Origin of the sequence: Streptomyces sp. 2A115, from assembly GCF_052245575.1 — a bacterium.
Lineage (GTDB): Bacteria > Actinomycetota > Actinomycetes > Streptomycetales > Streptomycetaceae > Streptomyces.
The window spans coordinates 12,496-36,684 of the sequence record NZ_JBQQCG010000066.1 but is presented as its reverse complement, the minus strand read 5'-3'; the positions used below and the strand labels follow the sequence as shown (position 1 = coordinate 36,684).

The 24,189-nt window shown below is 69.1% G+C and carries 16 protein-coding genes and 1 pseudogene; 6 read left to right on the top strand and 11 right to left on the bottom strand.

What is annotated here, in order from left to right; translation table 11 throughout:
* Positions 1-90: 90 nt before the first annotated feature.
* The 3 genes from ACTWQR_RS39925 to ACTWQR_RS39915 are packed head-to-tail and all read left to right on the top strand — an operon-like array spanning position 91 to position 5,094.
* The gene (locus ACTWQR_RS39925; protein WP_443232159.1) at positions 91-675 is read left to right on the top strand and encodes a hypothetical protein; all 585 of its coding nucleotides are present in this window, start codon (positions 91-93) and stop codon (positions 673-675) included.
* Positions 672-1,019, top strand: a complete 348-nt coding sequence (locus ACTWQR_RS39920) for a CU044_2847 family protein (protein WP_443232158.1) — start codon at positions 672-674, stop codon at positions 1,017-1,019. Before ACTWQR_RS39925 ends, ACTWQR_RS39920 begins: the two co-directional genes overlap by 4 nt.
* 1 nt (position 1,020) lies before the next feature.
* On the top strand, positions 1,021-5,094 hold the full coding sequence (locus ACTWQR_RS39915; protein ID WP_443232157.1) for an nSTAND1 domain-containing NTPase: 4,074 nt from the start codon (positions 1,021-1,023) through the stop codon (positions 5,092-5,094).
* Positions 5,095-5,101: 7 nt separating this feature from the next.
* Here ACTWQR_RS39915 and ACTWQR_RS39910 read toward each other — a convergent pair whose 3' ends face one another.
* Positions 5,102-5,290, bottom strand: coding sequence for a DUF397 domain-containing protein (locus ACTWQR_RS39910; protein WP_443232156.1), 189 nt, complete (start codon positions 5,288-5,290; stop codon positions 5,102-5,104).
* Positions 5,283-6,545: a cytochrome P450 family protein gene (locus tag ACTWQR_RS39905; RefSeq protein WP_443232155.1), complete on the bottom strand. Its 1,263-nt coding sequence runs from the start codon at positions 6,543-6,545 to the stop codon at positions 5,283-5,285. The genes ACTWQR_RS39910 and ACTWQR_RS39905 overlap by 8 nt, the downstream gene beginning before the upstream one ends.
* A gap of 705 nt (positions 6,546-7,250) precedes the next feature.
* Here ACTWQR_RS39905 and ACTWQR_RS39900 point away from each other — a divergent pair.
* Entirely contained in the window at positions 7,251-7,424 is a 174-nt protein-coding gene (locus ACTWQR_RS39900; RefSeq protein ID WP_443232154.1) for a hypothetical protein, read from the top strand.
* Positions 7,425-7,724: 300 nt separating this feature from the next.
* Here ACTWQR_RS39900 and fxsT read toward each other — a convergent pair whose 3' ends face one another.
* Genes fxsT through ACTWQR_RS39880 form a run of 4 tightly spaced genes read right to left on the bottom strand, consistent with a single transcriptional unit; the run spans position 7,725 to position 14,492 of the window.
* Positions 7,725-11,585, bottom strand: a complete 3,861-nt coding sequence (gene fxsT, locus ACTWQR_RS39895) for an FxSxx-COOH system tetratricopeptide repeat protein (protein WP_443232153.1) — start codon at positions 11,583-11,585, stop codon at positions 7,725-7,727.
* Positions 11,569-12,846 (bottom strand): TIR-like protein FxsC, encoded by a 1,278-nt coding sequence (locus ACTWQR_RS39890; RefSeq protein ID WP_443232152.1) that lies wholly within the window; start codon positions 12,844-12,846, stop codon positions 11,569-11,571. The genes fxsT and ACTWQR_RS39890 overlap by 17 nt, the downstream gene beginning before the upstream one ends.
* 27 nt (positions 12,847-12,873) lie before the next feature.
* The gene (locus tag ACTWQR_RS39885; protein ID WP_443232151.1) at positions 12,874-13,749 is read right to left on the bottom strand and encodes a macro domain-containing protein; all 876 of its coding nucleotides are present in this window, start codon (positions 13,747-13,749) and stop codon (positions 12,874-12,876) included.
* Positions 13,746-14,492: a TIR domain-containing protein gene (locus ACTWQR_RS39880; RefSeq protein WP_443232150.1), complete on the bottom strand. Its 747-nt coding sequence runs from the start codon at positions 14,490-14,492 to the stop codon at positions 13,746-13,748. The genes ACTWQR_RS39885 and ACTWQR_RS39880 overlap by 4 nt, the downstream gene beginning before the upstream one ends.
* Before the next feature lie 164 nt (positions 14,493-14,656).
* On the opposite strand from ACTWQR_RS39880, the pseudogene ACTWQR_RS39875 reads away from it, so the two are divergent.
* Positions 14,657-16,723 (top strand): annotated as a pseudogene (locus ACTWQR_RS39875) (KGGVGR-motif variant AAA ATPase); the annotation flags it as partial.
* A 585-nt stretch (positions 16,724-17,308) separates the two neighbouring features.
* Here ACTWQR_RS39875 and ACTWQR_RS39870 read toward each other — a convergent pair.
* The 4 genes from ACTWQR_RS39870 to ACTWQR_RS39855 form a co-directional block, all read right to left on the bottom strand.
* Positions 17,309-17,959 carry a thymidine kinase gene (locus tag ACTWQR_RS39870; RefSeq protein ID WP_443232149.1) on the bottom strand — a complete coding sequence of 217 codons (651 nt, stop codon included), beginning with the start codon at positions 17,957-17,959 and terminating at the stop codon, positions 17,309-17,311.
* Positions 17,960-18,183: 224 nt separating this feature from the next.
* The gene (locus ACTWQR_RS39865) at positions 18,184-19,371 is read right to left on the bottom strand and encodes an alkaline phosphatase family protein (RefSeq protein ID WP_443232148.1); all 1,188 of its coding nucleotides are present in this window, start codon (positions 19,369-19,371) and stop codon (positions 18,184-18,186) included.
* Positions 19,371-19,958 (bottom strand): DUF5998 family protein, encoded by a 588-nt coding sequence (locus ACTWQR_RS39860; RefSeq protein ID WP_443232147.1) that lies wholly within the window; start codon positions 19,956-19,958, stop codon positions 19,371-19,373. Before ACTWQR_RS39860 ends, ACTWQR_RS39865 begins: the two co-directional genes overlap by 1 nt.
* A 41-nt stretch (positions 19,959-19,999) precedes the next feature.
* Positions 20,000-22,804 carry a bifunctional acetate--CoA ligase family protein/GNAT family N-acetyltransferase gene (locus tag ACTWQR_RS39855; protein ID WP_443232146.1) on the bottom strand — a complete coding sequence of 935 codons (2,805 nt, stop codon included), beginning with the start codon at positions 22,802-22,804 and terminating at the stop codon, positions 20,000-20,002.
* A 176-nt stretch (positions 22,805-22,980) separates the two neighbouring features.
* Between ACTWQR_RS39855 and ACTWQR_RS39850 the strand changes: the two genes are divergently transcribed.
* A complete protein-coding gene (locus tag ACTWQR_RS39850; RefSeq protein WP_443232145.1) occupies positions 22,981-23,262 on the top strand; it encodes an HPr family phosphocarrier protein in 282 nt (93 codons plus the stop codon).
* Between the two features lie 222 nt (positions 23,263-23,484).
* Here ACTWQR_RS39850 and ACTWQR_RS39845 read toward each other — a convergent pair whose 3' ends face one another.
* Complete coding sequence (locus ACTWQR_RS39845) at positions 23,485-24,180, bottom strand: GntR family transcriptional regulator (protein WP_443232144.1); 696 nt, start codon at positions 24,178-24,180, stop codon at positions 23,485-23,487.
* Positions 24,181-24,189 lie beyond the last annotated feature (9 nt).

Here is a 24,189-nt window from a genome sequence, read left to right as displayed (position 1 = left end):
GTCGAACCACGCGATCTTGCGGGCGACTACGCCTTCTACGACGACGGTTGGCGCTGTCGGCTAAGCCTGCGAGCCGGAACCGGGGACGAGGTGCGGGCGCGGTTCGTCAGCTACGACCGCACGGAGGGCGAGTTCCCGGCCACCGTCTCGTTCCGACCGGGACCCGCGCTCGGTGTGAGAATCACCGTCGCCGACTTCAATGAGCTGGACGAACAGCTCTTCACCGGATACGCCTTCGGGCGAGGCGGCATCGGCCTGGCCGGAAAGTCGGACTGGAAGGGTCAGCCCTTCGGATTCTTCGCCCGACGACACCCCCCGTACACACTGGGACCGTTGCTCCCCGGACCGGTGCGGCCCGCCGACTTCGCCGGCCGGTTCAACCTGTACTGCGACGGTGCCCACGGCACCTTGACACTCACCAAGGTGCCGGGCGGGACAATCCGCGGCGTCCTGCGCGAGGACGGCGGGGCCGAGCTTCCAGTCACCGTCCGCGTCGATCAGCAAACGCCGTACCAGGCACTCATCACGATCCACGGCCCCGAGCCGGAACCCACCCTGTCCGTGTGGATGTTCTCCCGCCAGCGCTGCGCCCTCACCGGCTGGCTGGACTGGGACGGCGTACGGCTGGGCTGTTACCTCACCCGATGCGCATGGCGACAGGAGTTCTCCCGATGACCCAGTACCTTCAGTTCGACACCCACGGCGCGGGACACCTCCTGGTGGAGGTCGAGAACGAAATCGACGACGAGGTCGAAGACGAACTGATCAAGGCCGGTCTCGGCGACCGAATTCGTACATCGGTGGCGGCCGCCAGATCCAGCCTGGAGGAGGCGCTCGTTCAGGTGATCCAGGCCAACGCGCGGGTCTTCGTCGAGGCGGCCATGGGACTGGAACGGCGCCCGGCCGAGATGGAGCTGACATTCGGGGTCAAGGCCACTGGCGAAGTCGGCAATCTCGCGATCTCCAAGGCCGGCGGCGAGGCCAACTACACGGTCCGTCTGCTGTGGAAGGGCGAGTGAGGTGCCCGAGCAGGACCCCAGATCGGCCGTCGTCCGCATTCTCGGCCCGGATGCGAGCACCCTCGGGACGGGTTTTCTGCTCACCTCGGACGGGCTCGTCGCCACCTGCGCTCATGTGATCGCCGAGTCCGGGTCCGAGGCGGGCAGCACGGTGCGAGTCGAGTTCCTGATGACCGGCGCGGGGCGGGATGCCCTCGTGATCCCCGAGTACTGGCGCGACCCCACCCGTGAGGACGTAGCGCTGCTCCAGATCCGGGGCGAACCACCCGCCGGTGCCAGGCCGCTCGGACTGCGGCGGGCAGCCGGCAGCGCAGGCAACCGATTCAGCACGTATGGCTTCCCGCGTCTCCGGGCCACGTCCGGGTTGTGGGGGTACGGAATTCTGGGCGACCTCGTCACGGATCCGGCCGGGGTGACGTCGCTCCAGCTCACCGAAACAACCGAAACCTCGAAGGGGTTCAGCGGAGGACCGGTGGTCGACGTTGCCAGCGGCAGGGTCGCAGGCATGGTGAGCGCAATCGCCCCGGTGGATCGGTACGGGCGCATGGGCGAGACAGCCTTCGCCACACCGACAGAGGTCCTGCGGTCCATCTGCCCGCGCCTGAGCATGGTCGACGTCTGCCCGTACCGCAGCCTCGACTACTTCGAGGAGGAGCACGCGCCGTTCTTCTTCGGTCGCGACCGGGTCACCAAAAGCCTGATCAGCGCGCTGGCTGCCCGGCCCGCCTTCCTCGCCGTTCTCGGCCCGTCGGGCAGTGGAAAGTCCTCGCTGCTGCGAGCAGGACTGATCGCCGGCCTACGCCGTGGCGACCTGCGAGGCAGCGAAGCGTGGACGATCGTCGTCCGACGCCCAGCCGAGCTCGGCTCGGCAGAGGAGGAACTGGCGGGGCGAGAAGGCAGCAGGCTGATGCTGGTGATCGATCAGTTCGAGGAGCTCTTCGCGCTCGACCCGTCCGTGGTGCAGCACCGCGGGAGGGAGCTGGCGCGGCTCGCCGCGACGGGCGGTATCAGCGTAGTCCTGGCCATGCGCGACGACTTCTACAGCCATTCGGCCCGCGAACTGCCCGACCTGATGAACAACTGGATGGTTCCACACCTGGTCAACGTCCCGGCCGATCTCGAACACCAGGACCTCGTCGACATCATCGAGGGCCCGGCGCGCAGCACCGGGCTGACACTGGAGGCCGGCCTCACCCAGGCCGTCGTCGGTGACGCCATCGCCGCCTCTGGCGGGGGCGGCGTCCGCAGCACGCTGCTTCCCCTGATCGAATTCGCGCTGTCACAGCTGTGGCAGCTCCAGGACGACGGGGTGCTCGGTCTGGCGCGCTTCCGTGAGATGGGAGGGGTGGCCGGCGGGCTCAAGCGCTGGGCCGACGACTCCTACCACGCGCTGCCGGGGAGCTCCAGAGCGATCGCGCGGCGTCTCTTCACCTCCCTTGCACGGCTAGGTGACGAAAGCCACGGCACGCCCGACAGCCGCCGTAGGCGTTCCCTGGCCGAGCTGGTCGAAGGTGTGTCGGCACCCGAGACGCGTGAGGTGCTGGGCTCGCTGGTCACCGCGCGCCTGGTGGTCACGGCCCGCGACACGCGTTCGGGCGAGGTCTGGGCCGAGCTCATCCACGATTCCCTGCTGCGCGAGTGGGGACAGTTGACGACCTGGCTCACCGAGGACCGCCAGTTCCTGGCCTGGCGACAGAACTTGGAGTATCGACTCGCCTCGTGGCTTGGCAGCACAGATGACGATCAAGACGACACCGACTGGCTGCGCGGCCGCGAACTCGCCCAGGCGGAGCACTGGCTGCGCACCAGACCGGCCGACCTGGAGGCCCGGCAGCGCGCGTTCGTGGAGGGCAGCCTGTCAGCTCGCGAGCGGCAGCGTCGTCACGAAGAGGACCTGCGCAGCCAGGCAGAGCGACAGGCACAGATTGCCGAGACGCGCGGACTCATCCAGCAGCTGCGGGTCGACGCCGAGAACGCGTCGGCACTACAGCAACTCGACCCAGCCCGTGCCCTGCTGTCCGCGATCTCGGTCACCGGCGCCAATCTCCATGCGTTCGGCGACGAACCGCTCCCGTTCGTGCAGGCCAGCCTGTTCTCGTCGGTACGCGCGGTAAAGGAGCGCGCAGTATTGCGTGGTCACTCCCAGCTGGTGACGGGACTGGCGATCGACCCGTCGGGCCGCTGGGTGGTCAGCGGTTCACAGGACCGCACGGTGCGGCTCTGGCCGATGTCAGGCAATGCTCCATCCACGGTGCTGGGAAGCCACGACGACGATGTACTGAGTGTCGCGGTCAGCCCGGACGGCGCCGTAATCGCAAGCAGTGGCGCCGATCGGACCGTGCGGCTCTGGTACCCACACGGACGGCCGGTCGGAGCACCGCTGGTCGGATCGGAGGATGCCGTCTTGGAGGTGGCCTTCGCCCCGGACGGCAGGTCGGTCGCCGCCGGGTGCGCCGACGGCACTGTCCGGCTGTGGTCCGTCCCGCAGGGCGGAACACCCGTCTGTCTGACGCACGACAGCTATATCGCCTCCTTGGCGTTCCACCCCGACGGCGATCGACTCGCGACCGGATGCGGCGACGGCTCCGTGTGGTTGTGGCGACTTGGACAGGACATCAACCCGGAGCGGCTAGGGGCTCACGACGACTTCGTGACCTGTGTGCGTTTCAGCCCGGCGGGCGACCTGATGGCCACGACGTCGGCGGATGGCACCATCCGCCTGGTTTCGACGCCATCAGGCACGGAGCGAGTGCTCACGCCGTCGCGTTCCCGCCACCGTGGACTGGTCACCTCACTCGCCTTCGCTGCCCACGGGACCGCTCTCGTCTTCGGGGACGAGGACGGCACAGTCCAGGTGTGGGACCTCTCCGGAAGCCCTGCTCATCCGCCGATGCTGTGCCCCCGCCAGTCCGTGCGTGGAATCGCGGTGAGCGCGGACAGCCGCTGGCTCACTGGAGCGGTAGGCCAGGACGTCCGCGTGTGGGACTGGCTGCCGTACACACCGGCCGTGTCGGACGGCGCCCCGGCAGCCGTCGCACTGTGGGATAGCGACGGCGATCAGGCCGGGCCCGCACGGGTGGCTCACGACTTTGTCGCGGCGGTTGCCTTCACCCGGGACGGACTCGGCGTGGTCACCGCGGGTGGCGACCGGGCGTTGCGCATATGGGACAGGGACGGACGCGTCCGCGCGACGGTGCCGAAGGCGCACGAGGGTGGCGTCACCGCAGTCGCTTGTTCTCCGGAAGGTTTCGAGCTGATCGCCAGCGGTGGTCGCGACAACCTGGTACGCCTCCACGACCTCTCGGGGAGGCCGCTCGGCTCCCCCCTCTCGGGCCACAGCTCCGATGTGATGGCCGTCGGGTTCCGCCCCGATGGAGGAATGATCGCTTCGGGAAGCCGCGATGGGACCGTGCGGCTGTGGAGGCCGGACGGCAGACCGCAGGGCCCACCGCTCGACGGGGGCGGCGGCGAGGTGCTCGGGGTCGCGTTCAGCCCCGACGGCACGCTGCTGGCCGCGATCGGTGAGGACGGCGCGGTACGGCTGTGGGCCGCCGACGGCAGTCCGTACCGCCCGCCGTTCACCGGGCATACCGGGCACGCCTGGGACGTGGCATTCAGCCCATCCGGGCAAACCCTGACGAGTTGCGGTGACGACGGCACCGTACGGCTGTGGAACCTCGACGGAGAGGCGCTCGGCCAGCCGCTACGTGGCCACACGGGGGGTGTGCGGGCAGGACGCTTCCATCCCGGCGGGCGCATGCTGGTGTCCGCCGGGGAGGACGGCACGTTGCACACCTGGCACCGGGATGGCGGGCGGCTGACGCGGCCGATGCGAGGGCACGAGGGAGCCGTGTTCGCGCTGGCGCTCGATCCCTTGGCCGAATATGCCGCCACCGGTGGCGAGGACGGTACCCTGCGCATCTGGCGGCTCGGGGACTGGCAGTCATGGCTGAGCGAGGGCTGCAGGCGCCTGGCCGGTCACGACGTCCTGGTTGGGTCCGACGACGAAGTGGCGCGGGCCGCCCGCGAGGCGTGCCGCATGCGCGCTGAGGGTGACGGTCCCGCAGCCCTCTGAACAAGCGTCAGCCACTGAGCCCGCTGGCCTTCACCTCCGTGACGAACGTGCTCCACTCGTTCCGGCCGAAAGTCAGCCGAGGGCCACCGGCCTCCTTGGCGTCGCGGACCTGTACGGCATCGCGTGCCTTTCCCACCTCCACACAGCCGTGCGCATCCGTGCAGAACGACGACTTGCGGAACTTGATTTCATCCATGCCGCTTCTCCTCTTGTCGGTCTCGTACGGTGAACGTCACGGGAAGGGTCTCCGGGCGTCGCAGATGCGGATTGGGACGCCATTCGAGTGCATCGGGGTCCACTGCCAGTGCCAGGTCGTCCAGGCGCTGGATGAGTACCTGGAAGGCGATCCGCGCTTCGAGTCGGGCGAGGTGTGCACCCAGGCAGTAGTGGGCGCCGTGGGCGAAGGCCAGATGCCCCGGACTGTCGCGCCGCAGGTCGAGAGAGTGGGGGCGGGCGAATCTCGCCGGGTCGCGATTGGCCGAGGCGAGTGCCAGGAGCACCGGCTCACCGCCCCCAGGGATGGTCACTCCACCGAATCCGGTCGGCGCGGTCGTGAAGCGTACGGTGGCAATCTCCATCGGCGGATCGAACCGCAGCAGTTCGTCGACGGCTGCGTCCATAAGCCCGGGATCGCTCTTCAGTTCTGCCAGCGCGTCCGGTTCGCGCAACAGCGCGAGCATGCCGTTGGCGATCAGCCCCAGCGTCGTGACATGGCCGCCCTGAAGCAACTGGAAGGCGCTGGAGAGCAGTTCGGCCTGATCAAGCGTGTGATGCTGGTAACGGGCGACCGCCAGGATGTCCAGCAGAGCCTCTCCTTCTTCAGGCTGCTCGGCCATGTCCTGCTTACGTTCCAAGAGGTCGCGGAAGAAGTCGCGCATCCGGGTCAGCGCCGCGACGACATCGTCCTCGGTGGACGCGGCGCCGGCAGACAGAGCGTTCGACCAGCCGTACAGCCGCTCTCGATCGGCGGGCGGGATGCCCAAAATCTCCATGATGATCATCAAGGGCAATGGAAAGGCGTACATGGAGATCAATTCGGCGTTCCCGCGCTCGACGAACCGGTCGACGAGTTCGTGGGCGATCTGCTCGATCCGAATCTGCAGGCGGGCGACACTCCGCGGCGCGAAGGCATGACTGACGAGTCGGCGGATCCGAGTATGACGGGGTGGGTCGGAGCGCAGCATGTGGTGCTGAAGATCGAACGCCTCGTCCGCGAACAGCCAGGCAGCACTGCGCGCGGCGGGGCACGCCGCGCGCCTGTCGTTGCTCAGCGAAGGATCGCTGAGTGCCTGGCGCACATCGTCGTACCGGGTTACCAGCCAGCCCCGCAGCCCATGCATCGTGACGCGGCAAACGGGATTTCCGGTCCTCAACTCGTCGTAGACGCGATAAGGGTTGCGCGTGAATCCCGGCTCGAACACAGATAAGTCGATCGGATCCTCTGGGCTCAACAAAGCCACCTCCGCGGTCCGCGTCCCTCTCAACATGCTGGCTGGCCGGTCGGCGGTCAAGCTGTCCGACTGGCCAGCTTCTGCCCTGCGGGCCTGCTCCTTCGGCTGCGGTAGCCCTCCAAGGCTCTCCCCTAGGCGATCACGGTCGATGAGGCGCTCGGCTGCTGCTGCGCCAACCCACGAGGAGCGGACCAGCATCACGAAGCGGACACAAACCCGTGGGCGGGACCACAGTCCCGACCGTTCAGGGAGGCGAGTGTCCGCGAGCGCAGGCGTGCACTTCGACGTCGTACTTGGGGTCCCGGGAGACGGAATCAAGTCCGGGGAATCGGCCGTTCGCTGGACAGAATCGTGGTTCGGCAGCATCAATCTGGAATGCAAAGGACAAGATGCGGACTGGGCTCTTTTCGCGAACGTCGACCAGGTACTCAACTTCGATCGCTGCCGTTGCGGCTCGCTCGCACCGACGCAACCAGCTGTCTCGACCGGCGCGCGCCGATCCGTAGTTCCTTGCGCAGCGACTCGGCCGACACCGGGCGCTGATGCAGCTCCCGGTGCCGGGCATCCACCCGTCGGGCACGCTCCAGCAGCAGATCCCCCAGGTGCGGCTCGTCTGCGCCGCTCGCGCTGCGGCACCAGCAGCACCGCACGGCCCGCGACCTGCCCGGCAGCTTGCGTCGGCGTCGCTTCCCGTTCCGTCTCGGCGTGCAGCTGTTCGACCAGCTGGCACGCGACCCGCTCGGCGACGGCGAGCTCCTCCAGCTCGTTGCGCACCTCCTGAAGCTGCTGGCTCAACTTCTCCGCCTGCACCTCCAGTTCGGCCCTGCGGGCCGTGATCAGCTCACACGAAGGCCCGGTTCCGCATCCCTGGCCACCTGACGCAACTCCCGCCCGGATCGTACGGAAAGGCGCCTCGCTCACGCCGGGGCACCCGTGGATCCGTGATCACCGAAGCGGCAGACGATCTTGAGTTCCGACAACCGCCCGTGACCAGTACGAGAACACGATCAGCGATTCACACCAGCCCGTGACCAGCGACTTCAAGATGGTGGATCTTCACTGGTTCCAGGGTGGAGGGAGCATCCATTCCAGCCGTTTCTTACTGGTGTGGGACATGGAAATCCCGTCGTGGCAGTGGGGCCATCTCCCTCTGACCCGTGATCGCCCACTACGCGGTGGCTATGCAGGCAACAGCGGTTCGAGATCCCGGTCGACGCGCCGCCATTCCCGAGCCGCCACGGTCCATGCATGTCCGTTCCCGAGGCGTTTGGCAAACGTGGCCACGACCTGGTCCCGAAGTCGGCCGGCCTCCGCCATGCGGTCGAGCGAGCGCAGGGTTACTGCCAAGCCCAGGTTGGCGATCAGAGTGTCCGGATGGTTGTCCCCAACTCGGTCACACAGAGCCTTGGCGCAGGACCGCAGCAACTGCTCCGCCCTGCCGAACTGCTCCAGATCACCGAGGGCGTTGGCCAGCGTAAGTCTGCCGCACAGCGTGTACGGGTGACTGTCGCCGAGGAACTCGCCGAGCCGCTGCACGGTCCGGGTGGCCGTCGCCAGCGCTTCGTCCGCCTCCCCGGCCGTGCGCAAACAGACCGCGAGATTGTGCTCGCAGACGGCAGTGTCCGGGTGCTCGCCACCGCGGGCCCGAGCGAAACGGTGCTGCAGACGGCTGACGGCGGTGCGCGCGACAGCAGGGTCGCCCGTCCCGGCCGTCACGAGCGCGAGGTTGATCCCGCAGGCCAGCCGGTCAGGATCGTCTCCGTCCCACGCGGCGCGGTACCCCTTGTCGGCGGCCAGAGCGAGCGCTTCGGCCTCGTCCCACTCACCCATGCGGCGCAGGGACACCGAGAGGCTGACGGTCGCGCGCAGCGCGCCGGGTGTGTCCCGGCCCCGCGACTCCTTCAGGGCGGAACGCAGCAGGGATACGGAACCGGCGTAGTCGCCCACCTCGCGCAGGTCGCGGGCGAGGGCCAGCGCCGACACGAGAGCGGACGGGTGCCCGTGCCCCAGCACATCGCGCTGCCGTTGCCAGGTGGCCAGGCTGCGCTCCCGCGCGGCCGCGTAGTGTCCTACCAGACGCAAGGACCGGGCCAGGCCCCCGGAGGCGGTCAGCGTCTGCGGGTGTTCCTCGCCAAACGACTCCTGGAACCCGGCCGACACCTCCCGTGCCAGTTCCAGTGCCTCGGCGAACCGGCCCAGCGTCCGCAGGTCCTCCGCCAGGCCCGCCGCGGTCATCAGAGTGTGCGCGTGGCCCGTCGGCAGCAGCTTCCGCTGTCGCCGGAGCGTGTCGGAGTCCAGGTTGTACGCCTCGGCGTACGCGCCCAGGTCCCGCAGCGCCGCAGCCTGGTGACTGCGCAGCAACAGCACCTGGTGGTCGGCGCCCTCGCCGCCCTGGGTCCAGCGCCGGTCGAGACGACGCCCCAGTTCCAGAGCTTGCTCCGGCATGCCGCACTGCGCGGTACGGCGCAGCCGCTCGATGAGGACGGCCCGGGTGTCGTCGTCCCGGCACTCGTCGGCCCCGGAGTGGTCGAGATGGGGCCACAGCTTCTCAAAGGCCCGGGCGTCCGCGTCGGTTCCAGAGCCGTCGCGTCGTGGCCCTGCGGCACTGAGCAGCCGGTGTGCCTCGTGCCGGACCTCTTCGATCTCGTGGGCGGGGAGAGCGGCCCGTACCCGGCTCTGCACGATGGGGTGCACCTTCAGAGTGTGACCCGCCTGGTCGACCTCGGCCAGGCCGAGCCTGCTGATCTCCTGCACCACCCGGCCCAGCAGCATCGGCTCGTGCAACGTGCCGTCGTGTGGACGCAGGACGTGCAGGGCCGCGTCGGCGTACACGAGGGCCAGCGGCACCGGCAGCGGCGCGAAATGGCTGCACAGCGCGAGCAGCCGCAGCGCCGCGGGGGCGCGTTCACCCAAGGTGGCCAGAGCCACCCGCGTACTGGCGGCGACCGCGGGGTGGGCAGGGCTAGTCGGAGGGGCCGCGGTGGAGGCATCGCTCTGCTCGGCCAGTTCCCGCAGATACAGTTCGGCCGACGCCGTCTGTGCCAGCCACGACCCGGCCTGCGCTACCGCGAGCGGCATGTCCTGCACCGCCGCCGCGATCCGGTCGGCGTCGTCGACGGTCAGCGCCGGAACCCGCCTGCGGAGCAGCTCGATGCTCTGCTCTCGGGTGAACGCGTCGACCTCCACGACGTCCATCGCCTCGCTCCAGCTCTGGTCCTGGGAGGTCACCAGCACATGCCCGTGCGCGCTGGAGGGCAGTAGTCCGGACAGGCTCTCCGGGCTGTGCGCATTGCCGTAGATCAGCAGCCACCGGCCGTGCGGTGTGCCCCGGTCCAGTGCGTCCAGGGCCCGGCGCGCCGCCTCGGGCACACCGGTGCCGTTGCGCAGTTCCAAGCGGTCGGCCAGCTGCGCCAGCGACAGCAGGGCCGACTCCCGGCTCTCCGCACGGATCCACCACACCAGGTCGTACGCCGCCTGGAAGCGGTAGGCGTACTCCACCGCGAGCTGTGTGCGCCCGGCCGCGCCGAGCCCGTCACGGGGGAGGATCACGGCCCGCTGGCGGCTGACGTCGAGCGTGGCGTGCAACCGGTCCAGCAGCCGATCACGACCCACGAACAGCGGATTGCGCGGCGGGGCCTCCCAGACGGCCGGCACATGTCCGGGAAACCGGGGCCGCGCAGGCGCCAATGGCCGCAAGGCCGCCTCGCCGAACAGTCCAACACCACGCAGGACGGCTTCGGCCGTCCGCGGCTCGTCGAGGGAGGTGAGGTCGACGGGGTCATAGTCGTTGAACGACGCCGTCAAGGTGACGGATTCGATGCGAAGGGGGATCAGCTGTCGCGGGGCGCTGGGGCCGGCGTCGCCGACGCTCTCCCACAGCGTGCGGGACTGCGGCGAGCGGAGGAAGGACGAGGACAGCAGCGCCACCGTGCGGAGCGCTCTGCCCGGGGTGGACGGCTCTGCGCCGACGGCGGGCGCGAGCACCTCGAAGCCGGAGCGCGTAAGCAGTGCGTCGATCCATTCCGCCCACATCCTGTCCTGGGGCGCGTACCACAGCCTCAAGGGTGTCGCGACAGGGGACATCGGACGGACGTACGAGGCGAGGTGACGTCGGCGCAGATCGTCGTCGAGGGCCGGGAAACGTTGCGCGTGTCCTTCGGTGATCCGGTCCGTCAGCCGCTCGAAGGCGGTCAGCAGACTGTCCGGGTCGTCCGGCGGGTCGCCGAACGTGGCGAGGGTCTCCTCGTAGGTGTATTCCGGCTGGTGCGGGATCTCCATTCCGGCCCAGTAGTTGGCAGGCAGACCCGGAAAGGAGGAGCGGACCAGCTCTCGCGCGGCGGCCAGACGTGTGCCCCGGCCATCGCCGACCCGCATAGCAACCGGCAGCATGCGCAGTGAGCGTGGATGGGCTTCCCGGGCAATGGACCGGGCCATGACGGCGGCGCCCTCAATACTCTGCGAGCTCAGCGTGAAGCAGTTCACCAGTACGTCCGGCAGGTCGATGGTGCACAGGCCGACCAGATCGCTCACCCCACACCGGCTGTCGATGAGCGTGAAATCGTAACGGCTCTTCATGTCGTGGCGTAATGCGTCCAGGAACCGGGTGCCGCCGAACAGGTCGGTGAACTCCCGCCAGCTGAAGTTCATCAGATGTGTCAGGTACTCCCCGTCCTGCCGCCCCGCGGGCATGTAGTCGAGGGTCCCGCCGCCAGGGAAGGTCCAGTCGACCGAGACCGCATGCGGGAGCACCCTGGCGTGACGTTGCCTCAGGTCGGCCTCCGACTCGGTACTGGTGTGCCAGTCCGCGACGTACTCGGCGAACAGGTTGAGCACGCCCGTGGTGGCGCCGGAGGTCGTGGCGTCGAGGAACGGGTGGAAATAGCGGTGCAACCCGGGCGCCTCGATGTCCCAGTCCGAGGCCAGTACGCGGTAACCGTTGGAGGCCAGGATCCAGGCGACGTTCGCCACCGCCATAGTCCGTCCGGTGCCGCCCTTCTGGGAGTAGAAGGTGATGATCTGCCCGTCACGCCCGGCGGTCATCGGCCGCCTCCTCCACGGGTCCTCTCAGTCGGGGCCGAGCGATCGCGGGACCCTTGGGCGGATGGACGGGGGCGTACCGGATGAACTGCGCAGCCGCCCACTGGATCACGGTCGGCAGGATGGCGGCGAAATCCTCCAGCGACGGCACCCCGCCCGTGGCCGCCCGGGAGACGCTTCGGCCGCGTTGGAGAGTGCGTGGGAGGGTCTTCTCCAGGACGGTCTGCAGTTCGGACCCGAAGGACGCGTTGTCCGGGTCGGACTGGTCCCACGGCACGATCACACTGACCCACGGCCGTGCCGCCAGGTCCACCCGGGCCAGCAGCTCCCGCTGCCCGGGATCGGCCAGTGCCCACCTGTCAAGCAAAACCAGCGTCGGCCCGTCCGGCGGCCGCTCGGCGAGCAGACCACCTGCCGCCTCACCAAGCGACTGGATCGTCGTCAGGTAGTCGAGTCGGCGCACCTCCTCGGCGGCGAACTCCGCGAGCGGACGGGTGGCTTCCGCATCGCTCACCCGGAATGGATTCCAGTCGACGGCGGAGCGCCCGTAGCAGTGGGACGAGCGCCCCGGCGGCAGTTCCTGCTTGCTGGGTGCGGCCACGACGATGCGCAGCCGACGCGAGCCGGACTGCGCCCCGAAGGCGTTGGGCAGGTCGGCGAAGTCGAGCGATTCCCCAGTGGGGATCGGGTTCTGCCGGGCGGTGGCGACGATCGCCTGGGCCAACCGGTAGACGGCACGCTCGTACTCTTCACGGAACATACGCAGTTTCATCAGGGCGTACAGACCCTCCGCTGCGTAGTCCTGGCCGAACCGCTCGTGATCGTGGCTCAGGCTTACCGCCGCATCGGGAAGATGCTCGGACTGCACCGGCACCCAGAGCGCGGGCACGATCGCCGGGCGGGCGGTGGTGTCCCCTGACGCCCGGTACCGGACCTGGCGCTGGGAGAAGGCCCACCACTCCTTGCCGCACGCATCGCTGACGAAATAGCGCGGCGAGTAGAGCGGGACGAACACCTGGCAGGTCGCGAGCGCCTCCGACAGGCGGTCGCTCCAGCGTTCACCGGAGCGCATCTCCCGGGCCATGAAACCGATCGGCTGGCCCGCCGGATGGTCCGTCAGCGCCATGATGTGGTCGCACAGATCCCGGAACAACCGATGGACCCAGTGGTCGGGATCCGCGGATGAGCCAAACCGCGGCGTGTGCGCGTAGCTCAGAAAGAAATACGGCGCCCGCCGGTCCGCCCGGCCCGGTACCTGGCTCACACGAAGCCCTCCCAACTGAGCCAGCGGTCAGAGCGTCCGCAGGAACGCGGCCAGCTCCAGCATGTCGACGCGCTCATAATCCCCTGGGTGGACCACGATCGTCAGCTCCTTGCACACGACCGACTGCCGCGAACTGGTGACGAAGGACAGCAGGATCAGCTTGATCAGGCTCGCGTGGTCCATGCTGTCGATGCGGGCCAGGTCCGATCCGATCACGGGCATGGCCACCGCCTCCCGCCGGGCGTGCAGATGCACCGCCCGCCACAGTTCGCCCAGACTCTGCCAGAGCTGGTCCGGCCCCGAACTGACCGTGAGGTCGTTGCCCATGGTGCCGTACGCGGTGAGAAAGTACCGCTGTCCCGGAGAGCCGAGCACGGCGACTGTGCCGACGGGATAGCGGGAGAGCTTTCCGGCACGCTTCGACACCCGCTCCTCCACCCCGACCGGACGCGTGCCGGCCAGTGCAGCATCGAGCTCATCGTCCAGCCGGGCGACCTCGCCCGCGTAGACCCGGTGCAAGAACTGGCCCTGCACGCTGCGGCGGACGATCAGTAGATCGTCCCGAGTGTCGGTGTCGAATACGTCGTTGCCACCGATGACGAGATGGCACAACTGGTCAAACAGGTCGCCGACCGTGATGGTCACCCGGAAACTCGGACGGACGAACTCGTGGCTGATGCGATCTCGGGGCCAGGACCGCAGGATGCCGCCGGCCAGGGCCAGACAGGCGATGGTGAGAAACGTCGCGCCGCGCGGCAGGGAGCTGTCCGGCCAGAAGGTGAGATACAGCTGAGCAGCGCCCGACAGCAGGCCGAACTGCACGGCGGAGGCTCGGCCAGTCGTGGACAGGCCAAGTCGGGTGCCGAACAGTGTCCGCAGCCGGTGCCTGATCGCCGGTCTCATTCCGTCTCATCCGCGCTCGACATGTCGGCCGGCGGATCGACGAGGCGGACCGACTCGTCGTAGACACCGGTGAACCTGGTCCGCTTCCTGGGCGGATTGGCCTGGCCGTTACGCAGCGCGTCCACAGCCCGCTCCAGGTCGGTGATCCGGTTGATCTGCTCCCGCACCAGCGAACTCAGCTCCTCCAGGAGCTCCTCCGGCGATCTGCGCGGCGGACCGTGCTCGGCGCTGTCCGCCGTGAGGTCGATCGCGGCCAGGCCGTCCCGCAACTCGGGCCACACCTTGCGGAACAGGTTCTTGACCCGGGTGTCGTCCGGGTGGCGGTGGGCAGACTCACGCAGGACCGCATTGATGGTCTTGACCATTTTCAGCACATCCGCCTCGTCGTGCGCCCGCGTCGACTGGAACTGGCGCAGTGGGCTGCCCGCCGTCTCCAGGTCCTTATGGCTGCCCTCGAGCAGGAACGGCACAACCTGTCCCTTCCGCTCGTCGACCTCCTTCGACAGGGCTCCCGATTCGAAAGTGATCCAGGGAGCGTCGATGTTGGCCCGGGTGATGCAGGCGATTCCGAAGGAGCTCTCGTCGAGCTGCTCCTTGAGCTCGGTCTGCCCGCGCGCCCCCTTCCTGATGCTGTCCGAGGAGACGAACGGTTCGATCTCGTCGCTGAAGTAGAGCAACCATGAGGCGAGCAGTTCGGCACACTTCTGGGAGGCCGACCCGGACCAGCTCAGAAAGATCTTCACGATGCACCCCTGAGTCCGCGACCCCGCCGCGAGAATAGCGCAACAAGGATCAACTGCCCCTGGAACGAGGCAAGTAGCCGTACCAGTGGCTAGTCTGGACGGCTCGGGAGTCCTCCGATCCCGAGCGGCGACGCACATCTGACACGGCATGGCGGGGAGCGGCGATGACCGATGGCCGTGACGGACGCATCGTCACGTTCTACTCCTACAAAGGCGGTACGGGCCGCACCATGGCGCTGGCCAATACCGCGTGGATTCTCGCCGCCAACGCCAAGCGCGTCCTCGTGGTGGACTGGGACCTGGAGGCGCCAGGCCTGCATCGCTTCTTCCATCCCTTTCTCGACCCCGCGGTGCTGGGCGCCACCACCGGTGTGATCGACATGATCACCGACTACGCGTGGGCAGCCACAGAGCAGCCGGCCGCGCCCTCCGGGTCCTGGCATCTGCCCTACGCCCGGATCCGGACCCATGCCGTTTCCCTGGACTGGGAATTCCCCGACGGCGGAACTCTCGACTTCGTCTCGGCGGGGCGGCAGAGTCGCGACTACTCCGCCATGGTCAGCGCCTTCGACTGGGACAACTTCTACGAACGACTCGCGGGCGGTCTGTTCCTGGACGCCGTACGCGAGGACATGAAGCGGCACTACGACTACGTTCTCCTCGACAGTCGCACCGGCCTCAGCGACACCGCGGACATCTGCACGGTTCACCTGCCCGACATGCTTGTGGACTGCTTCACTCTCAGCGACCAGAGCATAGACGGCGCCGCTTCTGTCGCCCGCGAGATCAGTGAGCGCTACGGCGACCGAGGGATCAGGATCCTGCCCGTCCCCATGCGCATCGACGAGGGCGCGAAGGAGCGGGTCGACGCCGGCCGCGCCCTCGCCCGGCTGAAGTTCGAGGGTCTCCCCAAGGGGCTCACGGCGTCCGGTCTGGCTTCCTACTGGGCTTCGGTGGAGATCCCGTACCGGCCCTATTACGCGTACGAGGAGACGCTGGCGACCTTCGGCGACGAGCCCGGTGCCGCCACCTCGTTGCTCAGTGCCTTCGAACGTCTCACCGCTTTGGTCTCCGACGGCGAGGTAACCGCCCTGCCACCGATCGAGGAGGCCGAGCGACTGCGCACAGGTGACATGTTCGTGCGCCGTCGCCCCCTCCCGCCCTCGGATCTCTGGCTCGCGTATGCCCCCGAGGACCGCATGTGGGCGGACTGGGCTCAGAGCGTCCTACTCAGGTCGGGCTTCCGCGTTCGGACCTGTCCAGTGGGGATCCCGCCACCGGACAGCGACGCCGGTCGGGCGGTGGTCCTGCTGTCCCCGGCATACATGCGCTCCCCGTCGTGTCGCGCTCAGTGGGAGGCGCTGAATGCCCAGGACGTCACGGGCGTGTGGCGTCAACCCGTCCTGATTCGCGTCGGCGACGGCCCGCTCCCGGGCCCGCTGCCGGGCAGCGACCCGGTGTACCTGATGCGGCTGGATGAGGGCGACGCGGCCGCGGCACTCCTACGCGCTCTGGACCGCCCCGCTCTGTTGAACCACCGCGCAGCGCCGACTCACCGCTTTCCCGGCACGGTGCCGGCCGTGCAGAACGCGCCCGTACGCAACCGCTTCTTCACCGGCCGCTCTGTGCTCCTGGAGGCGCTGCGCGACCAACTCCTAAGGCTACCGACGCCGTTGGTGGTCCAGGGGCCGGCAGGCATCGGCAAGTCGCAGATCGCACTGGAATACACGCACCGCTTCCTGACCGACTACGACGTGGTGTGGTGGGTTCCCGCCGGGGAGGCCGAGCAGGTGGTCGCCTCACTGGCCGAACTCGCCGACGGCCTCGGCGTTCGGATCGCCCCCGACTCCCCGCCGGCTGCCCGGCAGGCCCTGGACGCGTTGAACGGGGGGATGCCGAACGTCCGTTGGCTCCTGGTGTACGACCAGGCGGATGATCCCCAGCAGCTGATCCCGTACATCCCCGAGGGCGGCCATGCCCTGGTCACCACCCGGAACCCGGGCTGGGGCCGACTCGCCGCCACGCTGGACATAGACGCCTTCCGGCGGGAGGAGAGCGTGGAGCACCTGCTGCGGCGCGTCCGGGAGCTGACGCCCGAGGACGCCCACCGCGTGGCCGACGCGGTGGGCGACCTGCCGTCGGCCGTCGATCGGGCCGCCGTCTGGCTGGACGAGACCGGGACACCCATCGACGCCTACCTTGATCAGCTAAAAACCGAGCCGGGAGAAGTTCGTTCACGTCAGGTCGCACAGGGAAAAACTGATGTCCGAGAGGTCCGAGGCGGGGCTGGGCGGCATCGCCTGTGACCGGGGCCGCTGGCAATGAATTGCGGGCGTGCGTACGGGGGTTGATGTGGGAGGCTGCTGTCAGCCGTGCGCGGGCCAGGGGCCGTGGCGGTGGTCGAGAGGAGCGCAGCATGAGTCAGGACGGCTTACGTGCCGATGAGATCGACACCAGCAGGCCGCACCCTGCGCGGATCTACCATTAGAGTTGAAGGTCGCCCCGATCCCGCGCCCACCAGCCGGGTCCGGCATGATGTATCGCGTCCCGCCAGCAAAGTTTCCAGAATTAACCGGGGACGTAGCGGTTCCCGGGTTGTTCAGAATGTCGTCCAGTAGATCCTGACCGGCCGATTTCAACTCCTTCCCTGGAACCACGGGCAGATCCCCGCGATTCATATGTTTCTGATACTCACGTGCCGCATGAGTCGTCTTCCCCTTGGCCGGACGTATCCCGCACCATGCCCCGAACGCTCGCTCCGCTGCGACGGGCACGAGCAGCGAGCAAGTCCGCTCGCCTCCCCCTCCGACCGGTAGTCACGCAGAGGAGACCGGCAGCACGTCCGGCGACAGCGTCCCCGCCCTCGACACGGCACTCGTCATCCGTCGACGGTGATGGCGTCGACACAGCACCTCGTACCCCACCTCGGCCGCCGACCGGGCCACATCCCCCACCACGACCTGCTCGCCCTCGACGACCATCTCCCCGCCCACGGTGCGGGCGTTGTGAGTCGCCCGCGCACCACACCAGCACATCGCCTCGACCTGTAGGGTCTCGACACGGTCGGCGAGCTCGATCAGGCGCTGGGAGCCGGGGAAGAGCTTGGTGCGGAAGTCAGTGGTGATACCGAAGGCGAAGACGTCCAGGTTCAGGTCGTCCACGATCCGGGCCAACTGGTCGATCTGCTCCGACAGCAGGAACTGGGCCTCGTCGACGATCACGTAGTCGACCTTGCCGCCCCGCGACAACTGCTCCACCACATACCCGTACAACTCCAGTCCCGGCCCCGCCTCCACCGCCTCGGTCACCAACCCCAGCCGTGACGACAGCTTCCCCTCCCCCGCGCGGTCGTCCCGCGTGAAGATCACACCCTGGAGCCCTCTGGCCGACCGGTTGTGGCCAATTTGCAGCGCCAAAGTACTCTTCCCGCAGTCCATCGTTCCCGAGAAAAACACCAATTCGGACATCAGGACCGCGGGACCTTCCGGATCGAACGAAGACGACACACACCACCAAGACGGACAACAACAGCAACAGACGACACAACCCCGCCCACAACACCACCGACACATGGCGAATGCCCCAGCAAATCGGTGGACTTCCCGCAGTCCATGGTTCCGGAGAAGAACACCAGCTCGGACATGGCGAGTTGAGCACCTTTCGGGAAGAGAGGGAGGGAGCGGAGGAGACGTCAGGAACGTACTTCCAGGAGCGGGACGTGTTGCTCCACCGACGTCATCGAGCCGTGGTTGCCGACCATCGCCGACTCCTTCGGCTCCCGCTCGGACGCGATGATCAGTACGTCGTCCCGAGCGGCCGCGACCACGTCACCGATCCGGGCGTACACCCGCTCGTCGATCCGCGGCCCGAACCAGCCCGCCGCGATCGCCTCGTCCCGTGAGGCCACCCAGAACTGCTCGCCGAGCACCTCGCGCCAGCAGGTCACGACGTCCGACTCGGCCCCCGGGACCGCGTAGACATGCCGGGCCCGGCCCTCGCCGCCGAGGAGGGCGACTCCGGCGCGCAGCTCCCAGTCCTCGTCGAAGTCGATGCGGTGCTGCTCGTCGAAGGGGATGTCGATCATGCCGTGGTCAGCGGTGACGTAGAGCGCTGTGCGCGGTGGCAGTTGTTCCGCCAGGCGCTGGACCAGCCGGTCCACGTACATGAGCTGGCCGCGCCAGGGGTCCGAGTCGACACCGAAGCGGTGACCCTTGCCGTCCACCTCGGCGTAGTACGTGTAGACCAAGGAGCGGTCCCCGGCGGCCAGTTGCTCAGCCGCGAAGTCCATGCGGTCCTCGCCGGACAGCCGCCCGTGAAACGTTCCGCCGCTGAGCGCGACCTTGGTCAGCGGGGTGTTCTGGAAGCCCGGCGACGAGACCTGGGCGGTGTGCACACCCGCCGCGTCGGCCAGCTTGAAGATCGTGGGGTACGGCTGCCACTTGCCCGGCGCCGTCCACGGGTTCCACCGGAGCTGGTTCATCAGCTCGCCGGTCTCCGGGTTGCGCACGGTGTAGCCGGGCAGACCGTGTGCGCCCGGCGGCAGTCCCGTACCCACCGAGGCCAGCGAGGTCGCGGTGGTCGCGGGATAGCCCGCCGTGATCGGCCGGCCGGTGCCGCCGCGCGAGCTGTTCAGCAGGGCGCTCATGAACGGGGCCTCGTCCGGATGCGCCTTCAGCTGCTCCCAGCCGAGGCCGTCGATCAGAAAGACGCAGTTCCGGTCGGCCGGGCTCAGTTCGGTGAGCGAAGCGGTCGTATCCGGTACGCCCATGCCCGCGGCGAGTGTGGGCAGCAGGTCGGCGAGCGAACCGGTGCCGTACTCGGGGACGGGGGCTGAGTCGAGAGCGAGCGGTTCCGGGTGGTCCCAGACAGACTGGGACATCAGCGCGTGACGTCCGCGGTCGCCTCGGACAGCGACTGCGCGAAGGCGAGCGTCTGCCGCACGGCGTCCGGACCGTCGCCGGCCTCGCTGACGCGCAGGCTCAGGTCGTCCGCCGTCGAACTGCCCGTGTACCCGTGGTCCGCCTCGCAGTTGGGGTCGCCGCAGGCGGCAGGCTCGAGGTCGATACGGGCGACCGCACCCCAGCCGATGGTGAGGACGACCTCGCGGGGCAGCGTCCCCACAACGTACTTCTCCGGATTGGCGACGACCCGGCTGAGAACGACCGACGAGATCCGGCCGAGCTTCACGGACTCGGTGGACGTGGTCGCGTACGGCGTCGGCGACGTGCTGTCCGCCGCCTGCTCGTCGGTGTGGCTCACGATGAAACGGTTGCCCGTGAGAACGAGCACCGTCACGTGCCGACGCACCTCGTTGGCGTCGAACGTCGTCTCCTGGTGGACCAGAAACGACCGGATGGGCTCACCGCCGACAGCGGCCTCCACCGCCTCGGCCACGAGGGCCGGGTAGTAGCCGCTGCGCTCGATCGCCGCTCGCAGCCCCTGGGTCGATGTACTGGTCTTGGCCATGACGTCCATCCTACGGGGACCCAGTGACTGCGAGGCACCGCTCAGTACACAGGAAGCGTGCGCGGACCGAGGTCGTCGCGGGCGGGCGGCGGTGCGAGCCGCACGGAGGCGCCGAGCACGCTCAGCCCGCGCGGGGCGACGACGACGGGCTCCAGGGCCGCGGAGACGACCTCGGGATGGTCGTCGACAAGGCGCGACAGGCGCAGCAGCAGTTCCTCCAGTGCCGCCGTGTCGGCCGGTGCCGAGCCACGCCAGCCGAAGAGGAGCGGCGCGGTCCGGATCGACCGGACCAGCGAGGCCGCGTCCCGGTCCGTGACCGGAATCAGCCGGTGGGCGGTGTCCCCGAGCAGCTCGGACGCTGCTCCGGCGAGCCCGAACGAGAGCACCGCTCCGGCCGCCGGGTCGATGACCGCGCGGACGACCGTGTCGACGCCTCGCGGCGCCATCCCCTGCACCACGGGACGCAGCTCCTCGGGCTTCCCGAAGAGGCTGGTCAACTCGGCGTAAGCCCGGCGCAGTTGCTCCTCGTCCGCCAGATCCAGCCGTACGCCGCCCAGGTCGGCGCGGTGCCGCAGGTGCGGAGCGGTGGTCTTGAGTGCCACGGGGTAGCCGAGGCGCTCCGCCGCGGCGACGGCCTCGTCGGGCGTGGGAGCCGGCAGGGCCCGGCGTACGTCGATGCCGTACCGCCCGAGCAGCGCGCAGGTGTCGTCGGGGCCGAGCGTGAGCCCGCCCAGGTCTCCGTTGCCGAGCAGTCCGTCGATCTGTTCGGCGGCTCCCTTCTCGTCGATGTCCTCGTATTCGGGGACCCGGCCCGGGTCGGCGGCTTCGCGTCGCCACTCGCCGTACCTGACGGCTTCGGCGAGGGCACGGACGGCACGTTCCGCAGCGGGGTAGGCCGGGATGAGGCGGGACTCGTCGACGGGTGCCAGCGCCGCCGGCGGTTCGGCGGGGCGGGGCATCTGGGCCTCGACGGTCTGAGGTGCCGTGCTGGTGGCCGCGGACAGCGCCTCCGCGAGCCCACCGAGCTCGACGTGGACCACGAGCACCGGCTTGGCGGGATCCGCGGCGGAGGCCGAGCGGAGCGCCTCCGCGAGGGCCGCGTCCGCCACGGACGTCTCCCCCAACGCCGGGATCGCGGTGACGACCACGGCGTCACAGGCCTCGTCGGCCAGCGCGTGCGCCAGCGCCGCGTGGAAGTCCTCCGCGGAGGCCGCCGTGGTCAGATCCGTGGGCGGCAGCGGTCGCAGCCCTTCGGCCAGACAGGCGTCGTACGTGAGCAGTCCCAGTGACTCGGAGTTCCCGAGAATCGCCACCCGAGGCCCTGGAGGCAACGGCTGGCGTGCCAGCAGCAGCCCCGCGTCGACCAGCTCCGTGATCGTGTCCACCCGGATGACTCCGGCTTGCCTCAGCAGCGCGGAAACGGTCGTGTGCGGCAGCCGCGTGGCCCGTACGGCGTGCCCCTGGGGCGCGGCGCCGCCGTGCCGTGCGCCCTGGACGACGACCAGTGGCTTCGCCGCCGCCGTGCGCCGGGCGAGGCGGGTGAACTTCCGGGGGTTCCCGATCGATTCGAGGTACATGAGCGCGACATCGGTGTCGGGGTCGTCGTACCAGTACTGCAGGACGTCGTTGCCCGACACGTCCGCGCGGTTGCCCGAGGAGACGAACGTGGACACGCCGGTCACGCCCGTGACCCCGCCGCCGCGCCGGTGCAGCCGGGACAGCAGGGCGATCCCGATGGCGCCGGACTGCGCGAACAGGCCGATCCGTCCGGCCCGTGGCATCTGCGGTGCGAGTGAGGCGTTGAGCCGCACCTCCGGGGAGGTGTTGATGACTCCGAAGGCGTTGGGTCCGATGATGCGCATCCCGTACGTACGCGCCTGGCGCACGAGCTCTCGCTGGCGCTCCCGGCCTTCGGGACCGCCCTCGGCGTACCCGGCGGAGACCACGACGAGTCCCTGCACCCCGTGCTCACCGCATTCGGCGACGACTTCGGGGACGCGCTCGGCCGGGACGGCGACGACGGCCAGGTCGATGGGGCCGGCGATGTCGCGGACGGAGCGGTGCGCCGGGACCCCGGCGAGCCCCTTCTCCTGGACCGCCCCGTTGACCGCGTACAGGCGTCCGGTGAAGCCGGCCTCACGGAGGTTCTCGAGGACGCTGCGCCCCACTCCCCCTTGTGTGCGACCCACCCCGATGACGGCGACCGAGCCGGGCGCCAGGAGCCGCGCCACGGACCGCCCCTCCGCCCGCTGTTCGCGTGCGCGCTGCACGGCGAGCGAGCGGTCGGTGGGCTCCAGGTCGAACTCCAGGCGTACGACGCCGTCTTCGAAGCTGCGCTTCTGCTGGTACCCGGCGTCCGTGAACACCTTGATCATCTTGGTGTTGGCGGGCAGTACCTCGGCGGCGAAGCGGCGGATGCCGCGCTCGCGGGCCACGGCCCCGACGTGTTCGAGGAGAGCGGAGGCGACACCGCGCCCCTGGTGGGCGTCCTGCACGAGGAAGGCGACCTCGGCCTCGTCGGCGGGCGCGGAGGCGGGCAGCCCATCGGCGTTGATGCGGTCGTAGCGTACGGTGGCGATGAACTCGCCGCCGACCGTGGCCGCGAGTCCCACCCGGTCCACAAAGTCGTGGTGGGTGAAGCGGTGGACGTCCTTGGCGGACAGGCGCGGGTACGGCGCGAAGAAGCGGTAGTACTTCGACTCGTCGGACACCTGCTCGTAGAAGCTGACCAGGCGGTCGGCGTCATCGGCCGTGATGGGCCGGATGCGCGCGGTGCCGCCGTCGCGCAGCACTACGTCGGCCTCCCAGTGAGCGGGGTACTCATGCCGGTCCGGCTCGGTCTGCATGGGCCCCAGAGTACGACTCAGGTCCGACAACGACGGGCTCGCGTGCGACAACGGCGCGAGGCAGTCTTGGGTCCGAAGCCCGTCCCCGGCGGGGATTTGCGCCCCGCTCAGGCCACCGCTTCACGCTATGGAACAATGGTCTAGACAACCGTGAGACACCTGAAGGGCAGCATCACATGGCTGAGCGCCGCGTCAACGTCGGCTGGGCCGAGGGCCTCCACGCCCGTCCCGCCTCCATCTTCGTCCGGGCGGCCACCGCCTCCGGCGTCCCCGTGACGATCGCCAAGGCCGACGGCACCCCCGTCAACGCGGCTTCCATGCTCGCGGTCCTCGGCCTGGGCGCCCAGGGCGGCGAGGAGATCGTGCTGTCCTCCGCCGCCGAGGGCGCGGACGTGGCGCTCGACCGCCTGGCGAAGCTGGTCGCCGACGGCCTCGATGAGCTTCCCGAGACGGTCTGAGCGCGCCTCTGCGCCTGAGCCGGCGCCGCTCTCGCGGAGGTGGTTGCGCACCTTCGGGGTTACTCAATTGATGGTGGCCGTGGCCTTCGTTTCAAGATGCCGCTCCACCCGCACACACTGAAGGGCTCGCCTCTAATACGAGGCGGGCCCTTTGCTTTTTCGGATTATAGGCAGCAGAAATAATCCCCCGCGAATTACTTCTCTTTGTATACGGCGGCACTGTTAATAACGCAGGCTCGCCGTGTTTACGGGATGTTGCGAAGTCCTCACGCGTTCCGCGCGCTCCCCGCCACCGGGAAAGCGCAGCCGGTGCGCGCCCGACGCCCGCTCCGCGTGCAGCGTCGTGATCGCCCGGGCCCGCTCGCTGTCGCCGCGCGCGACGGCGTCCACGATGGCGCCGTGCTCGCCCCAGGACTCGGTGGGATGGGCCGGCGACTCGACCGCGTACATCCACGCGATCTTGTGCCGCAGCTGGGCCAGCGTCGAGGTCAGCGCAGGACTGCCGGAGGCCTGTGCGAGCGTCTCGTGGAACCAGCCCCCCAGCGAGCGCAGATCCTCGCTGTTGCCTTTCCTGGCCCGCTCCTGCCCCAGCCTGACCAGGCCTCGCAGCACCTTGAGGTGCGCCTCGGTGCGGCGCTGAGCGGCCCGCGCTGCGCCCAGCGGCTCCAGCAGCATGCGCATCTCCAGCAGGTCGGCGGCCTCCTGCTCGGTGGGCTCCGCGACGCACGCGCCCGCGTGCCGGCGGGTCACGACGAAGCCCTCCGCCTCCAGGGTGCGCAGGGCCTCGCGCACCGGAACCCGGGAGACGCCATAACGGCGCGCGAGCAGTTCTTCGGTGAGCCGGCTGCCGCGCTCGTAGACACCCGCGACGATGTCGTCACGGATCGCCGTGCATACCGAGTGCGCGGGAATACGCATGACCGGACC